At 59.9% G+C, this 21,148-nt stretch carries 16 protein-coding genes; 3 read left to right on the forward strand and 13 right to left on the reverse strand.

The window, feature by feature from the left end:
* Positions 1-184: 184 nt before the first annotated feature.
* The 3 genes from H7A12_01435 (at position 185) to H7A12_01445 (ending at position 4,183) form a co-directional block, all read left to right on the forward strand.
* A complete protein-coding gene (locus tag H7A12_01435; protein ID MCP5319491.1) occupies positions 185-2,314 on the forward strand; it encodes a carboxypeptidase regulatory-like domain-containing protein in 2,130 nt (709 codons plus the stop codon).
* An 8-nt stretch (positions 2,315-2,322) separates the two neighbouring features.
* Positions 2,323-2,928 (forward strand): hypothetical protein, encoded by a 606-nt coding sequence (locus tag H7A12_01440; protein MCP5319492.1) that lies wholly within the window; start codon positions 2,323-2,325, stop codon positions 2,926-2,928.
* A gap of 136 nt (positions 2,929-3,064) precedes the next feature.
* Entirely contained in the window at positions 3,065-4,183 is a 1,119-nt protein-coding gene (locus tag H7A12_01445; protein ID MCP5319493.1) for an AraC family transcriptional regulator ligand-binding domain-containing protein, read from the forward strand.
* A gap of 5 nt (positions 4,184-4,188) precedes the next feature.
* On the opposite strand, the gene H7A12_01450 is transcribed toward H7A12_01445, so the two are convergent.
* The 13 genes from H7A12_01450 to H7A12_01510 form a co-directional block, all read right to left on the reverse strand.
* The gene (locus tag H7A12_01450) at positions 4,189-5,004 is read right to left on the reverse strand and encodes an SDR family NAD(P)-dependent oxidoreductase (GenBank protein ID MCP5319494.1); all 816 of its coding nucleotides are present in this window, start codon (positions 5,002-5,004) and stop codon (positions 4,189-4,191) included.
* The gene (locus H7A12_01455) at positions 5,001-5,837 is read right to left on the reverse strand and encodes an SDR family oxidoreductase (protein MCP5319495.1); all 837 of its coding nucleotides are present in this window, start codon (positions 5,835-5,837) and stop codon (positions 5,001-5,003) included. Before H7A12_01455 ends, H7A12_01450 begins: the two co-directional genes overlap by 4 nt.
* Complete coding sequence (locus tag H7A12_01460) at positions 5,834-7,096, reverse strand: MFS transporter (protein MCP5319496.1); 1,263 nt, start codon at positions 7,094-7,096, stop codon at positions 5,834-5,836. The genes H7A12_01455 and H7A12_01460 overlap by 4 nt, the downstream gene beginning before the upstream one ends.
* An 11-nt stretch (positions 7,097-7,107) precedes the next feature.
* A complete protein-coding gene (locus H7A12_01465; protein MCP5319497.1) occupies positions 7,108-9,558 on the reverse strand; it encodes a TonB-dependent receptor in 2,451 nt (816 codons plus the stop codon).
* A gap of 48 nt (positions 9,559-9,606) precedes the next feature.
* Positions 9,607-11,061: a hypothetical protein gene (locus H7A12_01470; protein ID MCP5319498.1), complete on the reverse strand. Its 1,455-nt coding sequence runs from the start codon at positions 11,059-11,061 to the stop codon at positions 9,607-9,609.
* A 286-nt stretch (positions 11,062-11,347) separates the two neighbouring features.
* Positions 11,348-12,607 (reverse strand): sulfotransferase, encoded by a 1,260-nt coding sequence (locus H7A12_01475; GenBank protein ID MCP5319499.1) that lies wholly within the window; start codon positions 12,605-12,607, stop codon positions 11,348-11,350.
* 13 nt (positions 12,608-12,620) lie between these two features.
* Positions 12,621-13,808: a DUF1214 domain-containing protein gene (locus H7A12_01480; GenBank protein ID MCP5319500.1), complete on the reverse strand. Its 1,188-nt coding sequence runs from the start codon at positions 13,806-13,808 to the stop codon at positions 12,621-12,623.
* Positions 13,809-13,829: 21 nt separating this feature from the next.
* Positions 13,830-14,846 (reverse strand): TIGR03617 family F420-dependent LLM class oxidoreductase, encoded by a 1,017-nt coding sequence (locus H7A12_01485; GenBank protein ID MCP5319501.1) that lies wholly within the window; start codon positions 14,844-14,846, stop codon positions 13,830-13,832.
* 20 nt (positions 14,847-14,866) lie between these two features.
* Positions 14,867-16,048 (reverse strand): acyl-CoA dehydrogenase family protein, encoded by a 1,182-nt coding sequence (locus H7A12_01490; protein MCP5319502.1) that lies wholly within the window; start codon positions 16,046-16,048, stop codon positions 14,867-14,869.
* A 105-nt stretch (positions 16,049-16,153) separates the two neighbouring features.
* The gene (locus H7A12_01495) at positions 16,154-16,786 is read right to left on the reverse strand and encodes a TetR/AcrR family transcriptional regulator (GenBank protein MCP5319503.1); all 633 of its coding nucleotides are present in this window, start codon (positions 16,784-16,786) and stop codon (positions 16,154-16,156) included.
* Between the two features lie 49 nt (positions 16,787-16,835).
* Positions 16,836-17,969, reverse strand: a complete 1,134-nt coding sequence (locus H7A12_01500) for a hypothetical protein (protein MCP5319504.1) — start codon at positions 17,967-17,969, stop codon at positions 16,836-16,838.
* Between the two features lie 204 nt (positions 17,970-18,173).
* Positions 18,174-19,166 carry an IS5 family transposase gene (locus H7A12_01505; protein ID MCP5319505.1) on the reverse strand — a complete coding sequence of 331 codons (993 nt, stop codon included), beginning with the start codon at positions 19,164-19,166 and terminating at the stop codon, positions 18,174-18,176.
* Between the two features lie 155 nt (positions 19,167-19,321).
* Positions 19,322-20,989: a 2,3-bisphosphoglycerate-independent phosphoglycerate mutase gene (locus H7A12_01510; protein ID MCP5319506.1), complete on the reverse strand. Its 1,668-nt coding sequence runs from the start codon at positions 20,987-20,989 to the stop codon at positions 19,322-19,324.
* Positions 20,990-21,148 lie beyond the last annotated feature (159 nt).

Raw genomic sequence — 21,148 nt, forward strand, 5'->3', positions numbered from 1 at the left:
CGGTCGAACCATCACGGCAGTCATATGCTTGTTGTATCTGATACCAGCGTTCGGCGACGTGCATGGTAGCGCTGCGAGCGTAGCGTTGACAGCATTTCTGCGGCGCCTTAAGTTAAGCGCCTAACTAATTACGAACATCGCGTCGCGCTCGCCGACGTGAAGGCCCTGTGCCAGGGAGGATTCAGTGCTGCTTGTCAGATCCGCGCTGCTGGGATTTGCCGTTCTGTTTGCCGCTACCGGCTGGACCGCAACACCCCGCGATGTCGCCATCGACAGCGACGATATCGGTGGAGTGGTTCGTGGCCCCACGGGGCCGGAGGCAGGCGTCTGGGTGATTGCCGAAACCACCGATCTGCCGACACGCATGACGCGGATCGTGGTCACCGACGACGAAGGGCGCTACCTCGTCCCGGACCTGCCTTCCGCCAGCTACCGCTTGTGGGTGCGTGGTTACGGCCTCGTGGACTCCGAACCGCTGGTGAGTCACCCGGGCACGCATCACGAGCTGCAAGCTGTACCGGCACCCGGTCCACACGAAGCGGCACAGTATTTTCCCGCCAACTACTGGCTTTCGCTGTTTCAATCGCCGAAGGAAGACGAATTTCCCGGCACTGGCGAGAGTGGCAACGGCATTGCCGAAGCGATGCCCAACCAGCAGCACTGGATCCACGTGCTTACCGAACGTTGCCGGCTCTGCCATCAGCTCGGAACGCAGGCAACACGCGAACTCCCCGCCTCGCTCGGCAGCTTTGCGAACTCGCAGGAAGCCTGGCGACACCGCCTGACACTCGGCGTGCTGGGCGGGTGGATGACTGCCGAGGCGAGCCGTATGGGCCCGCGCGCGATCACCGAGCTCGCCGCGTGGAGCGACCGTATTGCCAACGGAGCCCTGCCGCCGACACCGCCGCGCCCGAGCGGCGTCGAACGCAATCTGGTGCTCACGTTGTGGGACTGGGGCGCAGGCGCCATGACGCACGACGTGAGCAGCACCGCACGCTTCCACCCGCAGGTAAACGCCAACGGCCGCGTGTACGGGGTGTCGGAACGCAAATGCTGCGCCGGTGACATCTCGGACAAGATGGTGTGGTTCGATCCGGCAGACAATACGGTCGGCGAAATGATGGTGCCCACCCGTGATCTCGACATCCAGCCGAGTCCGCACAACCCGATGCTCGACAGCAAGGGCCGCGTGTGGATGACGGCTGCGTTCCGCCAGCCCGCGAAGAACCCCGGCTTCTGCACCGATCCTGCAAATCCCTACGCAAAGCTGTTCCCGCTTCCGTATCCGGCCGGAACACCGCGTCAACTCGTGATGTACGATCCGGCAACCGGTGGCATGAAGACGATCGAAACCTGCTCCGGCACTCACCACCTGCAGTTCGACAAGGACGACACGCTGTACCTGACCGGCGACATCAAGGTCGCGGCGTGGCTGGACACGCGCCTCTACGATCGTACCGGCGACGTCGCTGCCGCCACCGGGTGGTGTCCGCTGATACTCGACACCAACGACAACGGACGCATGGACAACTGGGCGGAACCGGATTACGGCAAACCGTATTCCGGCCCGCAGAAGCCTGCCGATCCGTCGCAGGACCAGCGTATCTCCGGATTCCTCTACGGCCTGGGCGTGGACCAGACAGACGCCAGCGTGTGGTACGCGCTGCAGAGCTACGGAGCCGACGAGCAGGCACCCATTCCGAGCGGAATCGTGCGCATGGAGCGTGGCAATGACCCGCCACGAAGCTGCCGGGTCGAGTACTACGAGGCGCCCGTCGTCGATGGCAAGGCGCTCGCGTTCAGCCCACGCGGTGTCGAGGTGGACAGCGAAGGCGTGGCGTGGGTCGGTTTTGCCACGAAGATAGGACGTTTCGATCGCCGCCAGTGCAAGACGCTGCGCGGTGCGACCGCGACGGGACAGCACTGCCCCGAGGGATGGACCTTCTACGACGCACCCGGGCCGAAGATTGCGAATACCGACGTGAGCGCAGACCATCACTACCTGTCGTGGGTCGATCAATACGACACGCTCGGCCTGGGCAAGGACGTACCGATCATCCCGGGCACGAACTCGGATTCACTGCTTGCGGTGGACCCGCACAGCGGGAAGATCACGGTGTTGCGCGTACCGTACCCGATGGGCTTCTATTCACGTGGCCTGGACGGTCGCATCGACGACCCCGAGGCAGGCTGGAAAGGCCGTGCCGTGTGGTCGAACTACGCGTCCGTTCCGCAGAAGCACACCGAGGGCGGGCTTGCTGCGCAATCGAAGGTAGTCAAGTTCCAGATCCGACCGCATCCGCTGGCGAAGTGAGTGGCACCATGAGCGAATCCGATCGAGGTCTGAGTCCAGCGAGGCGCACGCTGCTGATCGTGCTGGCGGCCACTTTCGTTTACGCCTCGGTTCGGTACAACGTGTTTGGCGGCGTTCCCTGGTCGCAGTTGCCGTTGTACGTAAGCAACAAGGCAATCAGCTGGACAGCAATCACTCTGCTCGCACTCGCGTACCTGAGCCGCAGCAAGCAGCTTGCGAGCGAATGCGGGGTACTCGGTCTGCTGCTCGCCATTGCCCACATCTTGATGACGCCGCCGATCCAGAATCCTGCCTACTACAGCAAGTTCTACGCAGGCCAACACCTCACGGTGACAATCGAGGCTTCGCTGCTGGCCGGGGTCATTGCAGTGATCGTACTCGTCTTCCCGGGTGTGGCGAGCATTCCGGGAGTCCGTGCAAGCATCGGCGAAGAGCGCTGGCTGCGCTGGCTGCGTGCGGGTTACTGGGCACTCGCACTGACTGCCCTGCACTGCGCACTGCAAGGCTGGAGCGGCTGGTTCACTCCGGCCAAATGGCCTGGCCACATGCCTCCGATCACGTTGATCGCGACACTGACTGCGCTCGCGCCCATCGTGGCAAAACTGCGACGCTGAGCGGCTGCAGAGGCTGTCGCAAAAGCTTCCGATCGTCGATGCAGGCGGCACGTGGCGAAGGCGTTGCGCACGCTTCGCAACGGCTTTGCGACAGCCGCTGCAGTGAATTCTGGTTTACACGACTACAATCGCCACCATGACAACCTCCAACACTCCGGCGCAACAATTCCAGCAGATCCTGCGGTATCTGGAGCAACTCGGTCTGGATCCGGCTCCGGTCGCCGCGAGCGCTCGACTCAATGCCACCGCAATCAGTTCAATGCATCCTGACACACCGCTACCAACATATGACTACGCCACGCTCTATCAGCAGGCAGCAAACACCCTGCAGCAACGCCACCCGGGTGTCGTGTGGGGAGCAGGCATAGGCACCGATGCATTTCGATTCCGCTGCCACGTCATGGTCTGCTGTAACGACCTCGGCTCGGCACTCGCATGCGCCACTCAGTACGATCATCTGCTGCAACCGCTTACCGGCTATAGCGTGAAATATCGTTCTGATGGGGATCGATTCTGGGTTGGCTATCATGTTGATGTAGCGATGAATGCACACCTGCTTCAGCCAGAGACGCCAACCACACACGATGGTGCAGAATCGTCTGTAGCCGTTGCAAAGGCTTCAGGCTTGCGTATTTGGTACACACTGATCGGCTGGATGATTGGTCGCAACCCACAGGTACTTGCAGCGCAGCTTTCCTCTTCTGCATTACCTGCTAACGTACAGAGCCGACTTGAACATCTATTCCAGGTGCCCATAGCCTTCAACGCGGAAGAATCTGCAATCTGCATTCCAGCAAGCTATCTTGAACATCGTATCGTGCACACACCGCGTTCGGTCGATGCTTTCCTCGAAAATGCTGTCTACAACCTGATTCTCCAAGACAATCAGCGCCTAAATATCAGTACCGCCATCAAATCGCTGCTAACCCGCGACATGCCTGACCGAGCTCCGACCCTGGATATGATCGCAAACCAGGTACACATGTCCTCATCGAACCTGCGTCGCCGTCTTCAGCAAGAGGGCACCAGTTATCAGAAGATCAAGGACCAGATCCGCCGTGACATGGCGTACCGTCATCTGCGTGAAGGCCATCTCAAGGTTCACCAAATTGCCGAAACTCTCGGATTCAATGAGCCCAGCTCCTTTATCCGCTCATTTCGCAACTGGTCTGGCCTGACGCCACGCCAGTTCAGAGAGCAGATATCCGAGCACCCAGCCACAACGGGTTCCCCAGACACATCCTGTCGCAGTTGAATCCATCAAGCTTGCTGCGGGAGGAACTGCTCACCCATTTTTTCCACCGCCTTGCGCCGCCGCACCAAACGTCGCCCCAGCATGACATCACGCGCCGCCACCGGCCCACGCCCGAGTGCACGCAAAGCCGCTTCGGCCGTGGGTGCAGGAAGCTTTATCCGTGCCGTGCTCACACCTTCGCGAAGCTCCGGATGCGTGGAGCGCAGCCCCGGCGTATTGGTGGGCCCTGGAATGAAGGAAAGCACGTCAACGCCATGCTGACGCAGTTCGTACCACAGCGCCTCTCCGAGCACCAGATCGTACGCCTTGCTCGCCGCGTACGAAGCGAATATCGGCGACCCTTGCAGGCCCGAACCCGAAGAGACAAACACGATTCCGCCACGCCCACGCGCAGCCATATCGCTGCCAAAACCATGCGCAAGCATCAGCGGTGCGGCGCAATTCACGTCGATTTCCTGCAGCATCAAGCCGATATCCTGCTGCAGAAACAGACCTGAACGACCGATTCCCGCATTGCAGATCAGCAGACCGATCTCGAGTTGCGCTGTTTGTGCGCGGAGCGACTGCATGAAATCGCGCTTCGAAAGATCCACAACCACCGCCCGCGTTACAACACCATGATCCCGTTGTACCGCTCGTGCCTGCTCTTCGACACGATCACGCTGCACGTCGAGCAGCACCACATTCAGCCCACGACTTGCAACGGCATCGGCAAAGGCTGCACCCAGACCCTGCGCAGCTCCCGTAATGAGGGCCCACGGCCCATACTTTCCAGCGAAATCACCAGCAGCCTGCCGGTCAGCACGTTGTGAGTTGCTCATGACCGTTCCTCCACCTCTCGTGCCCCGGACCGCAGACGCTCGGCCGTGGCGATGATCTCCATGGCCGAGCGCTCGGTCACCAGGCCCCCATCCACGTCAAGTATCTTGCCAGTCATATAGCTCGATGCGGGTGCGGCCAGATACAACACGGCTGCGGCGATATCATCCGGCACGCCAAGCCTGCCAACCGGCGTCCATGCCGCAAGCGCAGCCCCGACTCCTGGGAGAGCCGCCAGCAGATTCTGTTTCATGTTCTCCGTCTGGATTGCGCCCACACGAATCGCATTGACGCGCACCGAGGGCGCGTACTCCATCGCCATCATGCGTGTCGCCTGCTCGAGCGCCGCCTTGGCTCCTCCGTATGGAATGGAACCAACGTGCGCGACGCGCGCATAGCCGGAAGATATATTGATCACGGCGCCACCCCTGTCCCGCATCAAAGGCACTGCCGTGCGTGTCAGCAGAATCGGCGCCAGGAAATTGAGCTTCACGGCACCGATGACCTGCTCCTCGGTGATACGATCCGTGGGCCCGTGACCGGTACCACCCGCGTTATTGACGAGGATATCCAGTTTGCCGAGCCGTGCATTGGTGTCATTCACGATTCGATGCACATCGTCTTCACGGGTCACATCCGCACAGATGGCGATCGCCCGGCCTCCGGCAGCGACGATTCCATGCGCAGTCGCCTCGACCTGCTCACGTGTTCTGGCCACGCATGCCACGGCAGCCCCTGCTTCCGCAAGTGCCTTTGCCGTCGCAGCGCCAATGCCACGACCAGCTCCAGTAACCACTGCAACCTTGTCGTCCAGACGGAACAAATCCAGGATCATGTCGACTCCTTACCGATCAGGGAACTACCCAATTTCTTCTGCTCGCGTCGCTGCAGTATCGCGAGAACCGAAAATGTCGCTGCACAGCCAGCAACAAGAATCAGGACACCACTGAATGCAAAACGGTAATCCCCACGCATATCGAACAGCCAAGCGATCACGATCGGCGCTGAAAACGTGAATGGCAACTTCAATGCCGATGCATATCCAAGCGTCGCGCCCAGCATTTTTGTGCCGTAACGAACACTGAAAACTGTTGATAACGCCACGTAAACCCCTCCACTGCAAGCTCCCAGCAGGGCGATTGCGCATGTCAGCGGAAGGAAGCGCGGTCCAGCCACCAATAGCAACATCCAGCCAAAGACTTGTACTACACCATTCAGTGCAAGTGCAGCGCTACCACCGTAACGATCACTCATGACCCCAAACAGAATTGCACCGGGTATCGCCGCAGACGCAGACAGTGACATCAGCAATGCAGCGCGTGTCGCATCAATACCCATGCTTGTTGCATAAGGCACGACATGTACCGTGCGTGCAGACCCCGACGCCAGAATCATGCCAGCCGCCAGTGTTGCCATCCAGAAGAACGGGCTTCGGAGCACGCTTCCACCTCCCGTTCCACTCGGACCAGAACCTGTCACAACGGGCTCGTGCCGAACCCTGGATCCAACTTCTTCCGGTCGATCGCGAACCCGGCTCAGCAGCGGCACCAGTGCGAGCAGCAGTAAGGAAAAGGCACCAAAGGTCGCACGCCAGCCGAACGTAATGAATAATGCGGTTGCAAGCGGCGGCATCAATACGCCCCCCAATGGGATGTTTACGAAGCCGATGGCTCGACCACGTGTCCGTTCGTACCAGTTGGCAACCAGGGCCGTCGCCGGCAGAGTGCCAAGCATGGCGTACCCGAGTCCAATTGGAATGAACGACGCCAACACCAATCTCGCCGACGGTGCAAACGCTGCCAAACCAAAACCTGCACTCATCACCCAGGTGCCTGCAAGCATTAAACGACGAATCGAGAAACGACCGATTAGCCACCCCATCCAGGGATTCGTCAACCCCATTGTCAGGATCACGATCGGGAGCCCCATCGACGCCATGGTGCGGTCAAGCTGAAAGGACTCGGCAAAAAACTGCACAAAGACGCCGTAGAGTCCGAAGGTGAGCGCCACCGTCGTGTTCTGGGCAACAAAACCGATCCCTAATGCAAGCCTCGCAGGGTGTCTCTCGGAATCAACATCCGTTGCAACCGCCATATTCAAGGTTCTCAATACTTATACCCTAATGACAGGGCCCAGGTTCTTCCTCGTAGATACCCAGCCGTCATGAAGTTCGAAACCACGAAGGTATTCACTTGCTCACGCTCATCGCTCAGATTCTTCCCCTCCAGGGCGACACGCCATTTCGCATCTCTCGACGTAAATGCCATCTGCGCATTCCACGTCGTTAGAGAATCCGAAAGTGCATTCATACGGAATGCGTTCGTCGTATCAACCGGGGAGTCGGTAAATATCTGATCGCGGTATGCAACATCGACCGCCACCAGCACGGACCCCCGGTCTGCGAGGTCAAAGTCATACGCAAGGCGGGCCTGCGCTGTCCACCTTGGTGCGAAACCGAGCGCCCGATTATCGGACACATCAATGACGCCTTGACCAGCAACTGCCTGCAGGTATTTTTCGATCTTCGAATCGAGGTAACCCACGTTCAGGCTGGCCATAAGACCTTCCATGGGAGTGACCCAAATGATTTCTACCTCCCCCCCTGAAGACTTCACCTTGCCGACGTTCGCTGAGGTGCTGCGCAACTGTCCATCAGGTGTGATTTCGATGGTGGATAGCTGCTTGTCCTGATAGTCGTTGTAGAAAAATTCAGCATTCAAGCGCAGCGTACCTTCAAGAAGCGTGCTTTTCAGACCAACGCTGTAATTATCAACGGTCTCCGGCTCATAGGAGGCGACAATGTTGCCACTGGTTGCAAAGCCTCCGGCCTTGAAACCTGATGAATATCCGCCATAGATCATCAGATCGTCATTCAAAAACCGAGTGAGCTTTATGCTTGGAGAAAACTCGCTCCAGGAATCATCGGCAATCAGATATTCGTCATAGCTGACTGTGACCACCCGGGATATCCGAGGACTACCAAGCACGGGGCTCGTTACTACACCACCATTGATCAGTGTCTGTGCAGACGTGTTCACCTGCCATCCGAAAAACCCAGGTCGGGATTCCACATAGGCTTCCTGCCCTGCCCGGATGCCAAAAATATCGAAAGCACTGCCAACCCGCGTAATTGCAAACGGATACAAGGTCTCGTTGACAGTGCCACGAATATCAATCTCCTTCTTGTCCCTGGTATAACGCCCCCCAAGTGATAGCTGCCAACCCGCCGCGAACTCCCATTCGGTCGTTGCATACAGCGAGATCGAGTTCAGATCACGGGTATCACGCCACGTGGTCTTTAGATGGTCAGAAAAGAAGCGGAGCCGTGTAGTTTGAAGCGTAGTACCAGGCTCGGTAATGCTGTATTGTCCATCGAGATAATAGGCGCCAATCACCGCCTGAACGGTTTCACTCGAAAAATTCAATTGTAATTCCTGACTGAAATCCTTGTTTTTGATATATGAATTGCTATCTATAAAACGTTGTATGCTTCCGTCGTAATCAAACGCCCTGGGGTTTTTTACTTCTCGATAAGCTGTAACCGACTTAAGCACTAGGGACTCGGCCAGATCCCAAGTAATCGTACCGGCAATTGATGAGGTCTCTATCTCCACTGCTTTGAAGCCAGGGTGAACATGTGCCGTCCGCACTTTGTCCACATTGCTTGGCAGCGACAAGTCACTTGCTTCGTCGAGGATTGCCGTTCCCGGTCCGTAGATTCCGTTCGCACCTATCAGTCGGGCGGAGATCGTCTGGACGGGTACCGCGTTCACTGCCAGACGACCAGGTATACCCGGTCTGGAATCGTCGCGACTGTGATCAGCAACCACCCTCACCCTCAAGGCTTCAGCGGCACTCCACACCAAAGTCCCGCGAAAGGACTGCACATCTGCGTCGGCCCATCTGCTGCCGTCATAGATGTTCCGTTGATAACCATCACGGTGTTTCGTTGCAAAAGCGAAGCCACCGAAAAGTTGACCTGGCATCAAGGGCCCGGAGATATTGCCTTTCAGCCGTACCAGATTATCGCTGCCCACCTGCCCTTCAAGACCGGCCTCAAGCGCATCGCCGGGTTCACGACTGATGTACTTGATCGCACCGCCAATGGTGTTTCGGCCGTATAGCTGTCCTTGCGGCCCCTTGAGCACTTCTATGCGTTCAATATCGTAGACATCAAGCACTGCACCACCTGTATGGTTCAGGTATACGTCATCGACATAAATTCCTACACCTTGATCGAATCCAGGATCGTTGCCTATGCCACGAACGAAGATCTGGATCGCACCCGTAAGCAGACCGCTCGTTTCGTTGATCGTGATGTTTGGCGTCATCTTCTGCAGATCAGTAATATCACTGACCTGATTTCTGGCAAGTTGTTCGGCTGAAAAAGCAGCAATTGCCATTGGCACATCCTGAACATTTTCCTCGCGCTTGCGCGCAGTCACGACGACCTCCTCGATCCCTTGCTGCGCGATCGATATGTCGGCTGCCAGAATGGAAATACCAATCATTATTGCGCCATAGAGCGCACGACGATGCACCATTATGTTCTGCATGATTTGTCTCCTTGCAGCCAGCTTTCACAATTTATTCGTTGCTCAACGTCAGTAATCACGCCACCGCTTCTTGATATGCGCCTGACGCAGCGCAATTTCCTGGCGGCGCATTTCCGCTGAAACCCGCGGCGTGTCTGCTGGCAGTACAGTCGCAATATCCTTGAATTTCACGAGAGATGTCCGGATCTTCGGCAACTGGTCCGCATCCGGCGTTTCCCGGAAAACAAAACGGAAAGCATCGCTGCCTTCCGGCAACCCGGTTGTCGCAACCCATCCCTGCACTCCGGGATCCTCGTGTGCCACGACGAACCAGCGTGCGCCATCGCTTGCTTTCGGCAACTGTCCTCCGGTCAGGCTCGCCACATAATTCTGCTGGTCCGGGCCTTCAAACCAGAGGTTGCTCAACTGGAAGCCCAGATAGTGAGGCTCGACGGGTGTTTCCACCCGGATGACCAATGCTTCATCCGGCGCCAGCTCGAACTTGCCACCGGCATAGAGTTGTTGCGCCCCCGCCACACCTCCTGCAGTGAAAGGTGGTTCGACAGGATTCAGGCCATTTACCGGCATTGCACGTCGACCGTCTCCGTTCACATCACTGCGCAACTCCAGTGCGAACTCCTGCAACCGACTCCAGAACCGGATCTGGTTCGGCAATTCCGTGCCAATCCGTTCGAGCTTTTCGGCCATCTCATCGACGGTGAGTGGTGGACGGCTCTCACCGATGGCATCCAGACGCACGATATCGAGTTCCAGCGGCTCTTCGTTGACCCAGTCCGAGAACACTTCACGCACAGCCACCCAGTTCGCCGTGCGCAACGCCTCGACACCTGTACCGGGGCATTGCATATGCTTGCGTGAGACGAGGAAGTTTCCCGTAAAACCCTGTGGACGTTCTGGCCCGATCAGAATCTCGAAACGCCCCTCTGTTTCGACCTGCATCTGCAGGCTACTGACGAAATCCAGGGTCGTGTCGACACACTGCTTCATTTCGTCGAGCGCGCCCGTTGCACCAGGCACTCCCGTGATGGTCTGGAAGATCACGACACGCGGCGCCTTCGGGCCTTCCACGGTAGCAGCAGAATCGCGCCACGCGCTCGTATCCGCCGCACGACCGGTAATCCGGTAAAACCCACTGTCGTCGATGCGTGCCTTCAGGTACATCGTGTCGGGGTTCTCCGCCGTCCACTTGCGCAGCATGTCCATCGAACGGTGGAACTCCGGATAACGCGGGTGCTGCCGCATTTCCAGCTGGATCATGCGCTCGAGGTGACCGAGCAGGTAACGATAGCCTTCTGCCAGATTGCGGGGCGTTGGTGGTGGAGGAACGTATTGCGGATCGATCAGGCTGCGCTGCGCCTCCCGCAACCCGTTGTTGAATACCTCCCAGCTCCGCTCGAGACGGGCAGCCGGATCCTCGCCCACATTTGCCGCAAACACTGGAATGGGGAGCGCCACGCCGGAGAACAGCAATAGCGCCAGACAGCACTGCAGTGCCCTTGCCATGAGCGGCCCCTCTTTGAATATTTATGATTCGCTCGCCAGTCGCCGAGCCTCCACCTGAACGTACCTGAGGCTAACGCAGGAAGGCAGCGGCACAGAAGGACGAAATCGCCAGTTTCCGTCTACATAAATGCTCGCCAATGAATTGGCTCGGCAGAACAGCCTTGCTGGCAGCACTTCGCTGCGCATTTCTCAAATCAGATGCACGAGACGACCCCACAACATCCGGCGGGGCGTCTCTACAGTCGCTGCACCAAGAAGGGACTCAAACGCCTCCGCGGGGCTCTCCTCAGACCTCGTTCGGCACCCCGTGGAACTTCTGGTACCGGGCGAACAACGCGCGCTCGCTTGCGATCTGCTCCTTGTCGCCGACGGTGTAGACGTTCTTGCCGAACTTGCCCTGCGGTTTGTGCGCCAGGTAGTCGATCACTCCCTGCCGCACCTGCTCCGGAAAATCGAGACCGAGCTCGCCGTACAGCGCTGCCAGCGCGGCGGGGGCGTCACGCATCAGCTCTGCAAACAGGAAATCGTGGATCTGAGCGCGGGGGATCTCGCCCGCTTCGACCTGGTCGATCACGCGATTCAGGCTGAACGCATACGCCTCCGAGGTCATCAGGCGTTCGAACGAAGCCGCATCAAAAGCCTTGTCGCTGCGGATCCAGTACAGGGTCCCGAGCAGATTGGCCACCGAGGCGCGCGCCTTGACCGGGTCGCGGTGCGTCAGCACCACGCGTGCATCCGGGAACACCTTGAACAGCACCGGCAGGCTTTCGGTATGCGAGGGTGATTTCAGCAGCCAGTGCCGACGCGGATTCTTCCACTGCAACAGCTTCAGCATGCGCTTGTAATAAGCGTAGGAACCGGTGAGGTCGGCCTGCTGCAGCCACGTGTAGTAGGTCGGTACCTGGAACACCCCGGTCAGGTTGTCTGAAACGAAGGTGCAGTTCATCGCCACCTTGCACTCGTTCGGAATCATGGCGCCGAGTTCGTGCATCGACAGAAAGGATGGCGTAACCCGGTGCCACTGCGTCAACAGATGGTCTGCCTTCGCGATTCGCGGGTCGTTGCGGTAGGTGGCTGCTTCCGGCGGCGGGCACGGAAACATGATTTCCCAGTTTGTCGGCACGCCGAAACGGCTGTCGGTCGACAATAATTCGAACAGGATCGAGGTGCCCGAACGCGCCTGGCCGACGATGAAAACCGGCGCGTTCACGACTTCGTCCTCGATCTCCGGATGCTGTCGGTACGCTTCCTCGATCTGCAGCCGCTCCTGCAACCAGATCAGCAGGTCGCTGCGGGTCATCAGCCTGCCGAAGAGATTGAGTTCCGCCTCCTTCTCCATCGATTCGACCAGGATCTCGAAGGGTTCACGCCAATCGTCACCACCGAAATCCGACAATCCCGTGTTGGCCATCGCCGTCTCGATCAGCTCGCGCGATCGCAGCGGTACGAGACTGGCGATGTCCATGCCCCGCCCTTCCTCGTTGACGCGAGCCACCCATTCGGGCCTGGCCGGTGGTGTCCAGCCCTTCTCCTGTGCTGCGCTCATCACTGCATCCTCCTCAGAGATTGCCGAAGCGATTGATCACGCCACGGCGTCGTGCAGCAAGCTGTTCACGGCGCTGCTCCGGCGTGATGCGCTTGAGGTTGTGCGGCAGATGCTCGAACAACTGCGCACGCTTGATCTGCAGAGCCTGCGGCTCCGGGCAGGTGTCGGCCAACATCCAGCGGTAGGTGACGTAGCCCTCGTTGTAACCCGCAGGGTCGAGCCAGTTGGGCACGCCGGGGTCGTCGTGCGAGATCACGACGATGAGTTCACCGTCGTCCTCGAGTTCGGCGTAATGACAGTTCGTGTTCGACAACCGGTAGCGGTAGTCCATCGAGGTCCACCAGAAGTTGCCGAATTCCACCGCCCAGTACGGACAGCGTGGCGGGTGCACGCGCACGATCAGCGCCTCATCGGGCGGAAGTGCCCAGTACGCGATCATCGGCTCGCCGCCAGGTGTTGCGTCGATCGCACGGTCGGCCAGTTGCTTGTACGAACGGAAGGTGTTCGGGATCTGCTGCCACATGTTGATCATGTAGACCCAGAACTCGAGCGATTCCCTGACCCAGCGCGCCGCCTCCGGCAGGCGCTGCGCCAGTTGCTGTGGCGTGGGCGGCGGTGGCGGTGACATGTCGCCGGTGAGACGGTCGATGCGCGCCTTCATCGGCCGTTCGCTCTCCCAGTCGGCAAAGAACTGGCGGAACGTGATGCGGAAGGTATCCGGCGTGGTGCGCAGCCAGTTGCCCGGCTGCGGATCGGGACCGATCAGCAGTTCGAAGCTGCCGTCGGGAGCAACGTCCAGATCATCGCCGAACAGGATGTGCGCAACCTTGCCACCCCACGGTGTCTGTCCCTTCTGGACGGCAGTCACGGCGAAGAAGCGCGCCGTACCGCGGTCACCGCTGATCCGGTACGTGTCGGTGCCATTGATGGTCGCACCGACGTAGACCGCATCGGTATTGTCCCCACCCTGCTTGCGCACCGGATCGAAGTAGTGGATCAGCTCCGGGAAGCGCGGATCCGCATAATCGTGCTGGAAATTCAGCGCCAGTGAGATGTTGCGCGCGAGCGCCTCGATACCCGCGCTGCGGTCCGGAATGAACGGCGGAACCGTCGGACCGAACGGCACATCGACGGCACGCTTCAGTTCCTCACAGAAATCGATCCAGGCGCGGCGTAGCAGTTGCTCTTCGTCATTATTCATCACGGTCGCTCCCGTTGGCGTTCAGGGCAATTTCTTCAGGTCTCGCACCACATCGGCCCAGTGTCCAGGATCGGGGCAGCGGTTGTGCGTGATGCTCACGCTGTCAGCGATACCATCGAGTCGTGCACGAAGCTTGGCGGCGATCTCGTGGCGCTTGCCGACCACCGCGATCTCTTCGAGGATTTCGTCGCCGACCAGGTTCGTCATCTCGTCCCAGCGTCCCTGCTTCGACAAGCGGTTCAACTCCTCGTGCACGCCCTGCCAGCCGTGACAGGCCAGCGTCGGCAGGTACGCCGGCGTCGAACCGTAGAACGCCAGCTGCTTTCGCGCAGCAAGTTTGGAGGCAGCCAGCCCCTCGTCGGTATCGGCCGTGACCACCAGGGTTGCGCACATCACTTCGATGTCGCTGCGCTTGCGTCCGGAAAGCTCGAGCCCCTTCTGCAAGGCAGGCAACGTATTCTCGAGCAACGAGCGACGCGTATTGAACGGGTGCGCGATGAAACCGTCGGAAACCTCGCCACCGATTGCCGTCATGCGCGGACCAAATCCGCCAGTGAAGACCGGCGGCGGTCCGTACGGATTGGGACCCGGGTCGAACGCCGGGATCATGATCGTGTGCGTATAGAACTCGCCACGGAAATCGAGAGGACCCTTGCCTTCCCAGCAGTTCCAGATCGCCTTGATCGCAAGCACAATCTCGCGCATCCGTTCTGCCGGATGTGACCACGCGCTGCTGAAGCGCTTCTCTATATGCGGCTTCACCTGGGAGCCAAGCCCGAGAACGAACCGCCCGCCGCTGATCGACTGCATGTCGTAGCCGAGGTTGGCGAGGTTCATCGGGTTGCGCGCAAACGCGATCGCGATCGCCGTTCCCAACCGCAGCGTGGTGGTGTGCTCGGCGGCAACCGCCAGCGCAAGAAACGGATCGTGTTTGGCTTCGAAGGAAAAGCCACCGTCGTAGCCGATGTCCTCCAGCTCCTTGTACAGGGTGCGCGCCTTGCGCGGATCTTCGAGAGGGGCAGTGGTATAGATTTTCATGGGTTTTCCCGCTTCGTGGGTCAGAAGTTCTTCGGCAGGCCGAGCTTGCGTGTCGCAATGATGTTGCGCTGGATTTCCGACGTGCCGCCGCCGATCGTCTCGAGCAGCGTCAGCACATAGCTGCCGGGCGGGCGCCCTTCCATCGGTGCATCGGCGTTCTCACGGGTGAGTTGCCCACCCGGACCGACGATATCCATCGTTGCGTCCGCGAGGCGGCGCGAGAACTCGGTCGCGTAGAGCTTGTACGCCGAGGCTTCCGCAGTCGGCGTGCGCGTTGCGCTCAGCGCTGCGTCGACGAAGCGCACACCAAGCAGTCGCGCCGCCTCACACTCGGTGGCGAGTTGCGCGACCCGCTGACGGATCACCGGATCGTCCTTCAGCGGTTTGCCGTCACGTTGCTCCGACCTGACGTAGTCGCACAGCGCTTCGGTACGCCCACGCACCGGCGAGAACGTGAACATGCCGAAACGTTCGATATCGAGCGCCTCGGCAATGTACTGGAAACCCTTGTTGAGATTGCCGACGCGATAATCGTCGTGCACGAACACATTGTCGAAGAACACCGCGTTGGTGCGTTCGCCGCCGATCGTGTACATCGCCTGGATCGTCAGGCCGGGGTGGTTCATCGGCAGCATGAACAGGCTGATACCGTGATGCTTGGGAGCATCGGGATCGGTGCGTGCACCCACCCAGTACCAGTCGGCAAAATGCGCAGACGTCGTAAATGTCTTCTGTCCGTTCAGCAGCCAGCCTTCACCGCTGCGCTCGGCCTTGAGCCGCATCGCAGCCGCATCCGAACCCGCCGAAGGCTCGGTGTAGCCAAGCGCAAACTCGACTTCGGCAGCCAGGATCTTCGGCAGGAACTCGCGCTTCAGCTTGTCGGACGCGACGCGGATCAACGTCTTGCCGACCACGCCGGTACCCTTGCCGAGTTGCGGCGCACCCACGCCTGACAGCAACTCGTTCAGCAGGTATTCGTAGAATCCCTTGCCATCCTGGCCGCCGTACTCCTTGGGCCAGGTGATACCGAGCCAGCCGCGGCGCGCAAGCTTCTGCATGAAGGCGCGCCGCGCAGGCGTGTCGGAGAGTTGAGCGAGGTTCTCACGATGCAGATCCATCACGTCCGGATCGTGGTTCTCGCGCAGGAACTCGCGTACGTCACGGATGAACTGTTTTTCGTCTTCGGAAAACTCGAAATCCATCGCCCGCTCGCCTCCTTGTCGGAAGTGGTTATACAGGTTTCAGCTTCGCACAAGTACATCCATGGAAGACAACGATATTATTGTTACTGACCCCGGTCAACGAAATTATCTTGAACCCGTAGCACTGTCCGTCACCGACACCCGGGCTGCCAGCGCAGCTCCCAGCAATTTCCCAAGCAGCCTCATTCTGGATTGGCCACTCTCGAATGTGAACTGAGTGTCGACGAGAAAGCCGAAGAAGCTGAGCCGCACGCAGTCTGCCAGTTCCACCGCATCGATGCTTTCGCACAAGACGCCCTGGTGGCGCAGGCGATCGAGCTGCGCCGCGAGTGCACCACCAAAGGCCGTGTGCTGGGCACCGAGTGCCGGTGCTCCGGCGCGCCGGACGATCGCCAGATTGATCTGGCGCACCAGTTCCGGATCGCCGACAGCCATATGCTCTTCGAGCACGATCGTGATCAGCCGCTCGACGAACAACGGCACGCTGTTCAGCTCGGCAAGCTGGCTTTCGATCCGCGACGCCATCGCTTCCGAGATACGCCGCTGGCGTTCGAGCAACACATCGTCCTTGGTCGCGAAATGAAAGAAGAACGTACCTTTGGCTACCCCGGCCGTATGGCAGATATCACTGACGCGTGCCTTCTCGACACCGACCCGATGGAACTCCTGCAGCGCGGCGTCGAACACGCGCGCAAAGGTATCCTGGCGCTGTTGATCGCGGCTGGTCTGAACCTTCATCAGTCGATCATCTGCCGTACGACGGCACGTGCAAAGCGTACTGCCCGCATCACGGAACCGCGCTCACGTAAGTCTGGCAGTTGCCCCATCCGGTCGCACCGGTGCTGTGGTCGTGCACGCGGATGATGCAGTCGCGGAACTGGTTCAGGCGCGCAACACTTTCCGGCGTCGAACAGTCGGCAAAATATTCGCCGTCCACATCGAGCCGGCCGCGCCACGACCCATGGTGGCGCCCCTCGAATCCATGGTAGAGCCCTGCACCCAGATGGAAGCCGGTATCCGAGATCGCCTCGGCACTCAGCACGCGTTCGCTGCCATCGGCCATGCGCAGGTGGAATTCACCGCCGAGCAGGCGTTTGTTCAGCGGGTTGAAACGCAGTCGCGGTTCGATCGCGACAATCAGCTCGCGCCGACCGTCGGCATACTCGAACCCGCCCTGCATGCGGCGATGAGCGAAGCCAGGCGAGCTGTACTCCAGAAAGTACTGATGGAATGCGTACGTGGAACCATCGGGAAGCTGGAAAAACAGTGGATTCCACACCGCGAGCACCTTCTGCCCGCTCCCGTCCACCGGATCCGGTACCAGATCCGGAATCGGCAAGCCGACATCGGGACGAATCCCCCAGCTGTGATCGCGCGTCATCACCCAGCTCTCGGGTCTCACCTCGACGCGCTTGCCCTGCACCTCCACCCAACCACTTGCAGTTCCCGTCTGGTGATAGCGCACCTGGTTCGCGGTATGGCGGTATCCGGTCAGCGTGCGGCGGTCCTCACGCTCCTCGAGCACACACGGTGCGCCCCCCTCAAGCAACAGATCGAACGCCACCGGCTGCACGTGGTTCGGCTCGAGGATCACACGGATCGTCTTCAGTGGCTCGACGATCTCGTAGCGCAACGGACCGACATCGATGCTCTCGGGTGCGCTCGCCAGTTCCCGGCTGGCGCGCACGGTCCACTGTTGCACGCCGCGGCTCGCGCCCCCGTAGCCATCCACGATATTGCGGTTCGCGTACTTGCCGAAACCGAAACCGATCGACAGCGAACCATCACGCGCCGCCGCCATGCCGCAGACCTTCTCGGTCCACGAGTAATCGCTCTGCGACACCGTCGCGAAGGTATCGACGATCTGGTGATTGAATGATTCATCCGCCGCCAGCAGCGGCCCGATGCTCCCGTGTGTCATGTTTTCACCCCGTTGTTCTTCAATCGCTATCCAGGCAGAAGGAGCCTGGCAGGCTAAGGAACCTCTGCACAACATCCGGTGAATTACGAGATATTGCGTAGGTTGGACAAAATAATGAGTGTGGCAGCTGATTTTCATCAAATCCGCCCGTTTTTTAGCTACTTTCAGCCCGTTTCGGGGCTCTTGCCCGTGCTGCGGGCACACTCATCCCCCGCAAGCCTGCAAAATTCGTTTGCGCGCCAGCCACAAATTGACCAACGCAAAGAGGGTGGCCAGGTTGGCTGTGTTCTTGGCCAGACCCTTGTAGCGCACCTTGGTGAATCCGAACTGGCACTTGAGCACCCGAAACGGATGCTCGACCTTCGCCCGGATACGCGCCTTGGTCCGCTCCAACGCATCGACCAGACTGCCGCGCGGGGTATTCTTGTCCAGCGCTCGGCGCTTGCCGGGCATCATCGCCACGTGCCAGTTCGGCTGTGGCCGATTCGCCTTGATCTCCTCGCGCTTTTCAACGCCTCGGTAGCCCGAATCAGCGAAGACATCCTCTTCTTCACCGTGCAACAGTTCGTGTGCTTGCGTGACGTCGTGCGCGTTGGCCGATGTCGTCACCACCGTGTGCACCAGCCCCGAGTCGGCATCCACCCCAATGTGCGCCTTCATGCCGAAGAACCATTGGTTTCCTTTCTTTGTCTGGTGCATCTCAGAGTCGCGCGTACCCGTATCGTTTTTCGTCGAGGACGGGGCAGCGATGATCGTGGCGTCGACAGCTGTTCCCGCCTTGAGAAGCAAACCGCGCTCCGCCAGAAGCGTGTTGATGTGATCGAAGAGGCGTGTGCTCAAGCCGTGCGCTTCGAGCAGATGCCGAAAACGCAAAATGGTGCTCTCATCAGGCAGGCGGTCAACTCCCACATCCAGACCAGCAAACTCGCGGTACAGCGGCACGTCGTAGAGCGCCTCTTCCATGGCCGGATCCGACAACCCGAACCACTGCTGCAGGAAGTGGATGCGCAGCATCGTTTCCACTGCAAATGGCGGGCGCCCGCCTTTCGGGCCGGGTGTGGGTGCATACGGCGCAATGATTGCCACCAGATCCGCCCACGGCACGACCTGCTGCATCTCACTCAGGAACACACGCTTTCGCGTGCGCCGCGTCTTCAACTCAAAACCGCTCATGGGGGCAAGGCTCATCTGTTTCATGCCTCGACTGTCTCATACCAGGCGGATGCAAGCCAGGTTTTTACAGAGGTTTTGCAGAGGTTCCCTAACCTTGCCCAGCGACTCTCGCAACAAGCCACGACACCTACCGAGGCCATCGCACCGCATGCGGCGTCCTCACGCGGCGGGGTGGGGATTCAGCGGCGTACACTCAGCAGGCTCGGTCGCCACCCCCCCGGCGCTTCGAAGCCGAGCAGCTCCACCGCAGTGGCTGCAACGTTCGCCAGCCCCGGCACCGCATCGATCCGGGTTGCAGCGCCGATATCGAACCCGAGGCGTCCACCGGTCACATTGTCGTAAAGAACCAGCGGCACCGGGCTCAGCGTATGACTGGTCTTCGGGCGCACCTTGCCCTCGGCGTCGCAGAGCGGTGCGCCGGTCTTGCGATCGGTTTCGTACATTTCATCCGCATTGCCATGATCAGCCGTGACCAGAGCCACTCCTCCGAGCGCATCGATCACCGGCAGCAAGCGCGACAGCGCCAGATCAACCGCCTCCACAGCCATCACCGCCGCCCAGTAATGACCGGTATGACCGACCATATCGCCGTTGGCGTAGTTGACACGCACCGCCCGGTGGCGCCCGGTCTTCAATTCTTCGATCAGCGCATCGGTGATCTCGGCTGCCTTCATCCATGGACGCTCCTCGAACGGCACACGATCCGACGGGATCTCCAGCCAGCGCTCGAGGCTTTCATCGAAGCGCCCGCTGCGGTTACCGTTCCAGAAATACGTCACATGACCGAATTTCTGCGTTTCGGAGATCGCGAACTGGGTGATTCCGGCGGTGCTGAGATGCTCACCCATGGTGTCGCGGATCGCCGGCGGCGCTACCAGGAAGCGGCGCGGGATCTGCAAGTCACCGTCGTACTGCAGCATGCCGGCATAACACACGCGAGGAGTACGACCGCGCGCGAATTTCGTGAAATTCTCCTCGGTGAACGCGCGCGTGATCTCGATGGCCCGATCCCCGCGGAAATTGAAGAACACCACCGAGTCGCCATCGTTGATCGGCCCGACCGGTTCTCCGTTGGCGTCGATCACGAACGCCGGCAGGTCCTGGTCACCGATGCCGGGTCGCTCGGCACGAAACGCCGCCACGGCCGCAGCGGCACTGGAGAAGCGCCTTCCCCTCCCATGCACATGCGTCTCCCAGCCGCGCGCCACCATTTCCCAGTCCGCCTCGTAACGATCCATCGTGATATGCATGCGCCCGCCACCACTGGCGATACACGCATCGAAGCCATCCACACGCAGCCCACCCAGGAACGCCTCGAAGGATTCGATGTACTCCAGCGCCGACGTTGCCGGTACATCACGTCCGTCGAGCAGCGCATGTATGCGCACACGACGGACACCAGCCGCACGCGCCGCAACGATCAATGCGCGCAGATGATCGATGTGCGAGTGCACGTTGCCGTCGGAAAACAACCCGATGAAATGCAGCGCTCCACCGTTGGCACTGACGTTGCCGACGACATCGCGCCAGGCCTCACCGGAAAACAGGCTGGCGTTCGCAATGGCGTCGTTGACCAGCGCTGCCCCCTGCGCATAGATCTGACCCGAGCCAAGGGCGTTATGGCCCACCTCCGAATTGCCCATGTCATCGTCGCTCGGCATGCCGACAGCGGTACCGTGCGCCTTCAACTCGATGTGCGGATGGCTCGCGAACAGCCGATCCAGTGTCGGCGTATGCGCATCGGCAACCGCATTTCCGATCCGCCCGGCACGTGCCCCGACACCGTCCATGACCACGGTCACCACCGGCCCCATGACGCCTGCGAACCGCTTCGATTTAGCCAGCATGTGTATAACCTTGCTCCACAGTGGAAAGCCGCCTGTCGTTCAACCGACACGCAGCATTGTCGACCGACACGGCCGGCACCATATGTTGAACGCAGGCCGTGCCGATCCATTACTCGATCAAAACCCGTACCTGCGCCGTGCCAACCGGTAGACAATTCA

Source organism: Pseudomonadales bacterium (assembly GCA_024234165.1).
GTDB lineage: Bacteria > Pseudomonadota > Gammaproteobacteria > Pseudomonadales > UBA5518 > UBA5518.